7 protein-coding genes are annotated in these 11551 nt (G+C 35.4%); all 7 read left to right on the top strand.

Going from position 1 to position 11551, the window contains the following annotated elements; all coding sequences use genetic code 11:
• Positions 1–82 precede the first annotated feature (82 nt).
• Genes IRZ80_RS16205 through IRZ80_RS16175 form a run of 7 tightly spaced genes read left to right on the top strand, consistent with a single transcriptional unit; the run spans position 83 to position 11551 of the window.
• Positions 83–1960: a sodium:solute symporter family protein gene (locus IRZ80_RS16205; RefSeq protein WP_194642622.1), complete on the top strand. Its 1878-nt coding sequence runs from the start codon at positions 83–85 to the stop codon at positions 1958–1960.
• Between the two features lie 32 nt (positions 1961–1992).
• Entirely contained in the window at positions 1993–2958 is a 966-nt protein-coding gene (locus IRZ80_RS16200) for a glycoside hydrolase family 130 protein (protein WP_194642621.1), read from the top strand.
• 7 nt (positions 2959–2965) lie between these two features.
• The gene (locus IRZ80_RS16195; RefSeq protein ID WP_194642620.1) at positions 2966–4033 is read left to right on the top strand and encodes a carbohydrate-binding family 9-like protein; all 1068 of its coding nucleotides are present in this window, start codon (positions 2966–2968) and stop codon (positions 4031–4033) included.
• 11 nt (positions 4034–4044) lie between these two features.
• Positions 4045–5124, top strand: coding sequence for a putative glycoside hydrolase (locus IRZ80_RS16190; RefSeq protein WP_194642619.1), 1080 nt, complete (start codon positions 4045–4047; stop codon positions 5122–5124).
• Between the two features lie 3 nt (positions 5125–5127).
• Positions 5128–7365 carry a GH92 family glycosyl hydrolase gene (locus tag IRZ80_RS16185; RefSeq protein ID WP_194642618.1) on the top strand — a complete coding sequence of 746 codons (2238 nt, stop codon included), beginning with the start codon at positions 5128–5130 and terminating at the stop codon, positions 7363–7365.
• A 12-nt stretch (positions 7366–7377) separates the two neighbouring features.
• The gene (locus tag IRZ80_RS16180) at positions 7378–8388 is read left to right on the top strand and encodes an isoaspartyl peptidase/L-asparaginase family protein (protein WP_194642617.1); all 1011 of its coding nucleotides are present in this window, start codon (positions 7378–7380) and stop codon (positions 8386–8388) included.
• Between the two features lie 16 nt (positions 8389–8404).
• Positions 8405–11551, top strand: coding sequence for a glycoside hydrolase family 2 TIM barrel-domain containing protein (locus tag IRZ80_RS16175; protein WP_194642616.1), 3147 nt, complete (start codon positions 8405–8407; stop codon positions 11549–11551).

Genomic DNA, 11551 nt, shown 5'->3' with positions numbered 1-11551 from the left:
TTTTCACTAAGCAGTAACAACTAGGGACTGAGGACTAATAACTAAGGACTAAACAAAAACTAACTAATAAAAACTAAAATTAATGGATATTATTGACGTATCAATCATCGTGATTTATATTCTGCTTTCGGTAGGAATAGGAATCTGGATTTCAAGAAAAGCATCAAAAGGGTTAGATGATTATTTCCTTGGCGGGAAAACAATCAAATGGTATTTCCTAGGTCTAAGTAACGGATCAGGAATGTTTGATGTTTCGGGAACTTCCTGGATGATTGGAGTACTGTTTTTGTATGGTGTAAAAAGTTTCATGTTTATGTGGCTTTGGCCCATTTGGAATCAGATTTTTGTGATGATGTTTCTGGCTGTCTGGATTAGAAGATCCAAAGTAATGACAGGCTCTGAATGGATTTTAACTCGTTTTGGGAGTGACAGAGCTGGGAAAGCATCCCATATTATAGTGGCTATTTTTGCCATCATTTCGACCATTGGTTTTATTGCTTACTTTTTTGAAGGAATCGGAAAATTTATAACCATAATTCTTCCTTGGGATTTATCGCTTCATTATGGCGATTTGCTGCTATTGACATCAGAACGTTCTTATGCTTTGATAATTATATTTTTAACTACAATTTATACGGTTAAAGGGGGGATGTTTTCAGTCGTTGCAACAGAAGTTGTGCAATATTTAATCATGATTATTGCTGGAGTTCTTATTGCCGGTTACGCTTTTATTAATTATTCGCAGCTTGAGATTAATTCGGTTATTACTGAGGAATGGAAAAATGTCTTTTTCGGATGGCAGTTCGAAACGCAGTGGAGTGATAAATTTCAAACCTTCAATCAGTTAATTGATTCTGAAGGCTACAAAATGTTTGGTGCTTTTATAGGGATGACTTTATTCAAAGGATTTTTTGCCAGTGTTGCGGGACCTACGCCAAGTTATGATTTACAGAGAATTCTTTCTACTAAATCGGTAAAAGAAGCGGCATATATGAGCGGGTTTACTAATTTAATATTGTTTATTCCCAGATATTTATTGATCACAGGAATTGTGGTAATTGCCTTGATGAATTTAGCACCAGAATTGAATGCCAATTCAGGTTTAACCGGCGCGGACTTAGAACTATTAATGCCAAAAGTAGTTAATTTATATATCCCAGTAGGAATCAAAGGAATTTTATTAGCAGGTTTATTAGCTGCATTTATGTCTGGATTCTCTGCTTTTGTAAATGCAGGCCCAGCCTATATTGTAAATGATATTTATAAAAAATACTTTAAACCTGCAGCAACAAATGCACATTATATCAAAGTAAGTCAGATCTCTTCTTTTATAGTTGTTGGTCTGGGTGTTTTTATGGGATTCTTTGCAGATTCTATCAACTCTTTAACGCTTTGGATTACGAGTGCATTATACGGAGGTTATGTGGCTGCCAATTTCTTAAAATGGATTTGGTGGCGTTTTAACGGATGGGGTTATTTTTGGGGAATGTTCGCCGGATTAATTGTGGCTTCCTTACAATTTGCTTTAGGTCAGGCCAAAGGAAGTTTACCTGAAGGATCTTTTTTATACGAATTAGCGCAAGTACAGGCAATTTATTTGTTTCCAATAATATTTGGTTTCTCTATTTTAGGTTGTCTTTTAGGAACTTTCTTTAGCAAACCAACAGATATTGAAGTCTTAAAATCTTTTTACACCAACGTGAGACCTTGGGGCTGGTGGAGTCCAGTATATAAAACATTAAAATTAGAAGATAATTCTTTTCAAAAAAATAATGATTTTTATAAAGATATGCTCAATTGTGTCATTGGAATTGTATGGCAGTCGAGTATGATCCTGCTTCCGATTTTCTTCATTATTAAAGATTATCCAAAAGCAATTGCTGCATTAATCGTGTTTTTGGCTACGACCGTTACTTTAAAATTTACTTGGTTGGACCGAGTCCGTAAAATAGAAGATTAAAAAATAAAAACATAAATTTAAAATAAAGTAAAATGAGTACTATTCCTTGGCAAGACAGACCCGAAAACAGTAATGATGTAATGTGGAGATATTCTGAAAATCCTATTATTGACAGATACGCAATTCCTTCATCAAACAGTATTTTTAATAGTGCTGTAGTACCTTTTGGAGATGGATTTGCAGGCGTTTTTAGATGTGATAACAAAGCAGTACAAATGAATATTTTTGCTGGTTTTAGTAAAAATGGTATCGATTGGGACATCAATCATGAGCCAATTGTAATGCAGTCTGGAAATACCGAAATGATTGAATCGGCTTATAAATACGATCCCCGTGTAGTATTTATTGAAGATCGTTATTGGATTACTTGGTGTAATGGGTACAACGGACCAACAATTGGTATTGGTTATACTTTTGACTTTAAAGAATTTTTTCAATGTGAAAATGCTTTTTTACCTTTCAACAGAAATGGAGTTTTATTTCCACAAAAAATAAACGGAAAATATGCCATGTTAAGCCGTCCTAGTGATAATGGACATACGCCTTTTGGAGATATCTGGATTAGTTACAGCCCGGACATGAAATATTGGGGAGAACACAGATTGGTAATGAAACCAAGCCCTTTTGAGCAAAGTGCCTGGCAGTGTACCAAAGTGGGTGCAGGACCAATTCCTATTTTAACGGAAGAAGGCTGGTTAATGATCTACCATGGTGTTATTAATACCTGCAACGGTTTCCGTTATGCAATGGGAGCAGCTTTATTAGAAACAGACGCACCAGATCAGGTAAAATACAGAACTCAGCCTTACTTATTAGGACCTGCAGAGACTTACGAAATGGTTGGGGATGTACCTAATGTAGTATTTCCTTGTGCTGCCTTGCACGATACAAAAGAAGATAAATTAGCCGTATATTACGGAGCTGCAGATACCGTCGTTGCAATGGCATTTGGTAAACTAAGCGAAGTAATACAATTTACAAAAGATAACAGTTTATAAAAACAGCATGCATTTAAAAATTCAATGGTTAGCAATTGCTTTAGGGCTTATTTCGATAATTGGTTATTCACAATCAAAGAACCGAATTACGCCTAAAACGTATACAGCATCTAAAACGGAGAATTCAATTGTAATTGATGGAGACGAGTCTGATGCGGCTTGGAACAAAGCGGCTTGGACAGCTCTTTTTACAGATATCGAGGGTGTTGAGAAACCCAAATATGGAACAAAAGTTAAAATGCTCTGGGATGATACCAATTTTTATGTACTAGCGAAACTTGATGAGCCTGATGTATGGGCAAATTTGAAACAACGGGATACAATTATCTTTTACAACAATGATTTTGAGGTTTTTATTGATCCGGACAGCGATACTTTTAACTATTATGAATTAGAAATAAATGCATTAAATACAGCTTGGGATCTTTTTTTATCAAAACCTTACCGTGAAAATGATAATGTTGTTTTGAATGACTGGAATATTCCAAGTCTAAAATCGGCAGTAAAAATCAATGGAACGCTTAATAACCCAAACGACAGAGATGAAGGCTGGGTATTAGAAATGGCGATTCCCTGGGCATCTTATAAAACTTCTTATTTTGACAAAAATGTACCTGTAGATAAATTCTGGAGAGTAAATTTTTCGAGAGTAAACTGGCAGCACACGGTAACAGACAAAGGTTACGAACGTAAGAAAGGTACTGATGGAAAATTTTTGCCGGAGTACAACTGGGTCTGGTCACCAATGGGAGTCATCAATATGCATGAACCCGAAAAATGGGGGTATGTTTATTTCTCTTCGAAAGAAGCTGATAATAGTTTTGTAATTCCACAGGATGAAAAAGTAAAATGGGAATTATACGCACTTTACAGATTGCAAAAAGAATATTATCAAAAGCATAAAGCATGGGCTAAGTCTATTGCAGATCTCACTAAAGAAGGGATTAGTATTGATAATAGAGTTTTAAAACCAATACTCGAAAATCATGCAGCAGGATATAATATTTCAGTAAAAAGTCCTTTTAGTAATACAAAGTACATTATTAAAGAAGATGGTAAAATTATAACGAATTAAAAAAAAGCAAAATGAAACTAACTAAACTATTCCTTTTTTTAGTAGCACTGAGTATTTTTTCATGTGCAGAAAAAGAAGAAAAAACCACTTTCAAATTTGGTGTATGGATTACAGCTGATGCGAAAAGAACCAATGAAGATTACGCAAAAGAATTTAAAAAATATAAAGATGGCGGTATTGATGAAGTTTTGATCAATACCAATACTGACCCAAAACTTTTAGAAAGATTAGTGCCAATTGCAAAAGAAAAAGGGTTAAAAGTACACGCTTGGATTATGGCTATGAACAGACCTGGAGATTCAGTAGCCTTACAGCATCCAGATTGGTATCAAGTAAGTAAAGAGGGAAAATCATGTTTTGATAATCGTCCATACGTAGATTATTACCAATGGCTGTGTCCTACAAAAAAAGAATCCAGAGATCACGTTTTAGGTTTGGTTGAAGGTCTGGCAAAAGTAGAAGGAATAGAAAGCGTTCATTTAGATTACATTCGTTTCCCAGATATCTTTTTGCCAATCAGTTTATTGCCAAAATACAATCTGGTTCAGGATGTAGAATTGCCACAATTCGATTTTTGTTATTGCGATGCGTGTGTAAGCAAGTTTGAAAGATTGCATCATAAAAATCCAAAAACAAGCCACAATACATCAATCGATATGGAGTGGAAAAACTTCCGGTTAAATGCCATAAAAGCGGTTGTTGACGATGCATATAAAATTGCCCACAAGTACAATAAAAAACTAACAGCAGCCGTATTCCCTTATCCTGAAATGGCAGATCACATGGTACGTCAGCGCTGGGACAAATGGAATATTGATGAAGTCTACCCGATGATTTATCACAGTTTTTATGATGAGGAAATTGACTGGGTTGGTTATGCTACCAAACAAGGTGTAACGGATTTAGAAGGAAAACAAACGAAGATAAATACAGGAATTTACATTCCAGGATTAAAATCAGACAAAGAACTAAAAGAAGCGATTCTATTGGCAAAAGAAAATGGTGCGCGAGGTGTTTCTTTTTATGATGGAAATGCTTTGACGGACAGTAATTTGAAAACAATCGCAGCAACAAAAGAAAGCTTAAAATAAATAATGAAAAAACAATATCTGATATATGTATTATTTGTATTGGTTTTGTCTAATTGCGGGCTGCATAAAAGTTATGCTCAATTAACTAAGTATGTAAATCCATTCATTGGTACAGCTGGTCCCGGGAATACGTATCCCGGAGTAGCTGTACCTTTTGGAATGGTACAATTAAGTCCTGATATTGGCATTCCGGGATGGGATAGAATTTCAGGATATTATTATAAAGATTCTATTATTTCTGGTTTTTCTCATACGCATTTATCGGGAACTGGTGCGGGCGATTTATACGATATTTTGGTGATGCCCACCAACAGCAGATTCTCAAAACGGATTAAAGACAATAATTTCATACCGTTCTCCAGATTTTCACATGATAAAGAAACAGCAGTTCCGGGGTATTATGCAGTAGATTTATTAGATTTTGGAATAAAAGCCGAACTTACAGCCACAGCTAGAACAGGTATTCATAAATATACATTTCCTAAAGATAATGCATCACAAATTCACATTGATTTAGGCTATGCATTAAATTGGGATGCACCTACAGATACCTATATTAATGTTGTGGATAAAACGACTATTGAAGGGTATAGGAAATCTACCGGCTGGGCCAAAGTGCAGCGCGTATATTTTGTAATAAAACTTTCAAAACCGTTTAAATCCTATCAGATTTTCAAAAATGATTCGCTTACAACCAATCCTTCAAAAGGAATTAAAACCAAAATTATTTTAAATTATGATACTGCTGCTGCTGAAGTAATAGTTTTAAAAACAGGTCTTTCTACAGCCGCTATTGAAGGAGCTTACAAATCCTTAGCAGTGGAAGCTCCCGATTTTAATTTTGAAGGTTATAAAACGAAAGCTTCGGCTCTTTGGGAAAAAGAACTGAATAAAATTCAAATTGAAACGCCAGACGATACCAAAAAGAAAATTTTCTATACAATGATGTATCAATCGATGCTGGCACCTACATTGTTAAGTGATTGTAATGGGAACTATAAAGGGGCAAATGATAGTATTATAAATGCTAAAGACTTTGATCGATACGATACGTTTTCGTTATGGGATACCTATCGTGCGGCTCATCCTTTGTACACTATTTTACATCCAAAACGAGTGTCGGATATGATTAATTCATTATTGGCACATTATAAAGAAACGGGTTTGCTGCCTGTATGGTCATTACAGGGAAATGAAACCAATATGATGATTGGTAATCATGCCATCCCCGTTATTGTTGATGCTTATTTTAAAGGAATAAAAAACTTTGATACTGATTTAGCTTATCGAGCATGTAAAGAAAGCTCAATGGTTAATTCAAGACAGTTAGATACTTATAAAACTTTAGGATATGTTCCTGCAGATGATTCCAATGAAAATTGGTCAGTTTCAAAAACACTGGAGTATGCTTATGATGATTGGTGTCTGGCGCAGTTTGCAAAAGCATTACATAAATTAAGCGATTACGAATATTTCTTGAATCGTTCTGAAAACTGGAGAAATCTGTATGACGCCAAAAGTAAATTCATGCGTCCTAAATTAGAAAACGGCAATTTTATCAATAATTTTATACCAAAAGAATATACGCCCTATTTCTGCGAAAGCAATGCATGGCAGTATTTTTGGTCTGTTCCTCAAAATATTGAAGGATTGATTAATGTGCTTGGAGGCAATGATGCATTTGAAAAAAAATTAGATACCATGTTTTCTTTAAAGCCAGTTAAAGGAGATAAACTGCCCATATTCAGTACAGGAATGATAGGACAATATGCGCATGGAAATGAACCCAGTCATCATGTAGCTTACTTATATAATTATATTGGTAAACCATGGAAAACACAAAAATTAGTCAGGGATATTTTAACGACACAATATAAAAATGCTCCAAATGGGCACTGCGGAAACGAAGATTGCGGACAAATGTCTTCATGGTATGTGCTGAGTTCTTTGGGTTTTTATCCAGTAAATCCTGCGCAGGGTGTGTATAGTTTTGGGTCGCCTTTATTTAGTACTGCAACAATCAATTTAGAGAACGGTAAAAAGTTTATTATAAAAGCATTCAATAACAATACTAAAAATAGCTACATACAATCTATTGAGTTGAATGGACAAAAAATAGAGAGAAACTATATAACACAAAAAGAAATTAACGAAGGCGGCATTTTAGTATTTAATATGGGATTATTACCAAATAAAAACACTAAAAATAATATGGCATTATCTTCTAAAATATTTAACTAAAAACTAAAACTTATGTCAAACAGAAGAGATTTTATAAAAAAAACTACTTTAGGCACGTTGGCCGTAAGTTCATTTTTTGGTCATAGCGGACTTGCTGCTACAGAGAATAAAACGGAAGGCATTGAAAAAAAGCAAAAAAAGCCTGTTGTTATTTCAACATGGAATCATGGTTTACCTGCTAATGAAGAAACATGGAAACAATTAAAAGCAGGAAAACCAGCCTTAGATGCGCTTGAAGCCGGAATGAAAATTCCTGAAGCTGATCCAAAGGTTCGAAGCGTTGGTTATGGTGGCTATCCTGACCGCGATGGAAAAGTAACTTTAGATGCCTGCATTATGGATCACAATAGCAATTGTGGTTCGGTTTGTTTTCTGCAAGGTATTATGCATCCTATTTCGGTAGCCAAAAGAGTATTGCAAAACACACCGCACGTGATGCTGGCGGGTCAGGGAGCACTTCAATTTGCACTTTCTGAGGGGTTCAAAGAAGAAAACCTGTTAACGCCAGAATCTGAAAAAGACTGGAAAAAATGGCTCGAAGATTCTAAATATAAGCCAGTAATCAATATAGAAAATCATGATACCATAAGCATGCTAATGTTAGATCAAGATGGAAATCTTACCGGTGGCTGTACTACTAGCGGCGCCGCCTGGAAAATGCACGGTCGCGTCGGTGATTCCCCCATAATCGGCGCGGGTCTTTTCCTGGATAACGAAGTTGGTGCAGCTGCAGCAACTGGTCTAGGTGAAGCTGTGATTAGAACTGCAGGAAGTGCCATGGTGGTCGAATTAATGCGTCAGGGAAAATCGCCTTTTGATGCCTGCAAAGAAATCACAGAACGGATTTACAACAAGCATAAAAACCATAAAGACATGGAATATCTGCAAGTTGGTTTTATAGCATTGAATAAAGATGGCGAGCATGCAGGGTACAGCCTAAGATCAGGTTTTAATTATGCAGTTTCTGATGATGAAAAAGGACATAGAATGGAAGATGCTAAATTTAAAATGCCCTGGAAATAATTATAAAATTAATTTGATGAAAATCAGTCTCTCAGCTATACTATTATTTTTAACAGTCTCGTTACCTTGTTTAGCGCAAGATGCTACTCCTTTTTGGCTGAATGAAAAAATCAATGAAGAGAACAGAGAACCAATGCATGCCTCTTATTTTGTTTTTGAAAATGAAGCGGTGGCTCAAAACGACTGGAGGCAATCTAAAAATTATCTGGATTTAAATGGAACTTGGAAATTTAAATACGTAGACAGTCCAAATGATTTACCAATCGGATTTGAGAGCAACACTTTTGATGATAAAAACTGGGACAACTTTAAAATCCCTGCCAGCTGGGATGTAAATGGTTACGGATATCCTATTTATACCAATACCACCTATGATTTTGCTAAATATATTGCAATAAAACCACCTTTTGTTCCAACAGCCTATAATCCGACTGGAGTGTATAGAAGAGAAATTACGGTTGATAAAAGCTGGGAGGGAAAAGATATTTTTCTGCATGTTGGCGCTGCAAAATCAAATCTTACGGTTTGGATAAATGGCATTTATGTTGGTTATGGCGAAGATGGTAAGTTACCGTCTGAATTCAATTTAAATAAATATTTAAAAACCGGTAAAAACACCATCACATTAAAAGTAATGAAATGGAGTGACGGTTCCTATTTAGAATGTCAGGATTTCTGGAGAATGAGCGGTATTACACGAGATACGTATCTGATCGCCAGAAATAAAGTGCATTTGAAAGATTATGAAATCATTCCAGATCTGGACGCTTCGTATGTAAACGGGAGTTTGAAAATCTCCACGGAGTTTTCAGGTTTAAATAAAAATGACAGCTACACATTAGAAGTAAAACTAAAAGACGGCGAAACGATTATTGCTTCAAAAAATATCACAGTATCTGAATTATCTAAAAAAGGAACATTTGAATTTGCTGTAAATAATCCAAAAAAATGGAGTGCAGAAATTCCAAATTTATATCAGGTAGATTTTATTTTAAAAGATAAAAAAGGAAAAGTTGTAGAAGTTATCCATCAAAAAGTCGGCTTTAGAAAAGTAGAAATAAAAGGGGGACAGCTGTTAGTAAACGGAAAACCAGTTTACATAAAAGGAGTTAACCGTCACGAAACGGATCCCGTTACTGGACAAACCGTTTCCCGAGAACGAATGGAAGAAGATATTAAATTGATGAAAGAATTTAACATCAATGCGGTGAGAACATCACATTATCCAAATGATGAATATTTTTATGACTTATGTGATAAATACGGAATTTATGTAGTGGATGAAGCCAATTTAGAATCCCACGGTATGGGTTATGATATTACCAAAACACTAGGAAATAAACCAGATTGGGAATTGGCACATCTACAGCGGATGCAGCGTATGGTAGAAAGAGACAAAAACCATACTTCTGTAATTATCTGGAGTATGGGCAATGAAGCAGGTAACGGCTACAACTTTTACAGAGGATATTTGTGGATAAAAAACCGTGATAAATCAAGACCAATTCAGTACGAGAGAGCAACTGCTGGAGCTTGGGACGGAAAAGATTTAAAATACGATTGGGATTCTGATATTATCGACCCAATGTACAGTTCCCCAAATAAAATGGAAGAATACATTCAGGCAAATCCACATCCCGATCGTCCGTATATTCAATGTGAATATGCGCATGCAATGGGGAATTCGATGGGTAATTTTAAAGACTATTGGGATGTTATTAGAGCGCATCCTAATTTTCAGGGAGGATTTATCTGGGATATGATCGATCAATCGGTTTATAAAACACAGCCAGACGGAACAGTTGTTTTTGCTTACGGCGGCGATTTTGGCCCTAAAGATGTACCAAGTGATAATAATTTTCTAAACAATGGCGTTTTCAGCCCGGATAGAAAACCAAATCCGCATGCTTTTGAAATGCGAAATGTATATCAGGACATTCATACTTCTTGGGATAATGCAGCAACGACAACAATTAAAGTTTACAATGAATTTTTCTTTAAAAACTTAAACAATGTGAGTTTGCATTGGAAATTAATTTTAGACGGAAAAGAAGTCGCGAACGGTGTTATCGATAATTTAGACATTAGCTCTCATGAAACAAAATCGTTTACCTTACCAATTAATCTAGATGGAAAGCAGTTTCGTGAAGCATTTATCAATGTTTCCTATCACATCAAACAAGATGAACCCTTTTTGCCAAAAGGTTTTGAGATAGCAACAGAACAGCTTGCATACAAAGGAAGCTGGAAAAACGATATAAAAATTGAAGGCACTGGAAAAATTGCTGTAGAGAAAAAAGAGAACAGTACCGTATTTAAAAGTGATAAAGCTGAAATAGTTTTTGATAAAAAATCAGGATTTATAAATGCTTATTCATTCAACAATCAGCCCATTTTAAAAGAGGGTTATCAATTGCGTCCTAATTTTTGGAGAGCACCAAACGATAATGATTTTGGAGCTAATTTTCAAAGGAATCTTGCAGCTTGGAAAGAAGCAACCGATAATCAAACACTTGTAAGCTGGACTTACACGATTACAAAAGACAATAAAGTGCAGGTAAAAGCAACGTACAGTCTTCCTCAGGTTTCTTCACAATTAGAACTTACTTATGAAATAAACAGCAACGGTGAACTAAATGTAAAAGAGCAGCTGTATATTGATAAAACGAAAGAAGTGCCAATGCTGCCAAGATTTGGAATGGAAATTATTCTTCCGAAGGATTTTAGCACTATGAGCTACTACGGAAGAGGTCCTCATGAAAATTATATCGACAGAAATTACAGTTCTCAAGTCGGAATTTACAACCAAACCGTTTCAGAACAATTTTATCCGTATATCCGGCCACAGGAAACAGGAAATAAAACAGATGTTAGGTGGCTGGAAGTATCAAATACTGATTTAAAAATAAAGTTTACTTCGGATGAATTTCTGAGTGTTACAGCTTTACACTTTTTAAATGAAGATTTAGACGATGGATTAGAGAAAAATCAAAGACATTCTGAGGAACTTAAAGAAAGAGATTTGACGAGTTTAAAGATAGATTACAAACAAATGGGAGTAGGAGGAATCGACAGCTGGCAGGCTTGGCCAATGGAAAAATACCTGCTGAGAGACAAAATGTATCAGTATCAATTTAAAATAACACCATCATTAAATAAATAA

This window comes from Flavobacterium sp. HJJ (genome assembly GCF_015351475.1).
Classification (GTDB): Bacteria; Bacteroidota; Bacteroidia; order Flavobacteriales; family Flavobacteriaceae; genus Flavobacterium; species Flavobacterium marginilacus.
Note: the sequence above shows the minus strand (reverse complement) of the source record. Positions and strands in the feature narration are given on the sequence as shown.

Excerpts from the sequence above, each read along its gene's own strand:
- IRZ80_RS16205 (WP_194642622.1), top strand. The coding sequence starts at position 83 with ATGGATATTATTGACGTATCAATCATCGTGATTTATATTCTGCTTTCG.
- IRZ80_RS16200 (WP_194642621.1), top strand. The coding sequence starts at position 1,993 with ATGAGTACTATTCCTTGGCAAGACAGACCCGAAAACAGTAATGATGTA.
- IRZ80_RS16195 (WP_194642620.1), top strand. The coding sequence starts at position 2,966 with ATGCATTTAAAAATTCAATGGTTAGCAATTGCTTTAGGGCTTATTTCG.
- IRZ80_RS16190 (WP_194642619.1), top strand. The coding sequence starts at position 4,045 with ATGAAACTAACTAAACTATTCCTTTTTTTAGTAGCACTGAGTATTTTT.
- IRZ80_RS16185 (WP_194642618.1), top strand. The coding sequence starts at position 5,128 with ATGAAAAAACAATATCTGATATATGTATTATTTGTATTGGTTTTGTCT.
- IRZ80_RS16180 (WP_194642617.1), top strand. The coding sequence starts at position 7,378 with ATGTCAAACAGAAGAGATTTTATAAAAAAAACTACTTTAGGCACGTTG.
- IRZ80_RS16175 (WP_194642616.1), top strand. The coding sequence starts at position 8,405 with ATGAAAATCAGTCTCTCAGCTATACTATTATTTTTAACAGTCTCGTTA.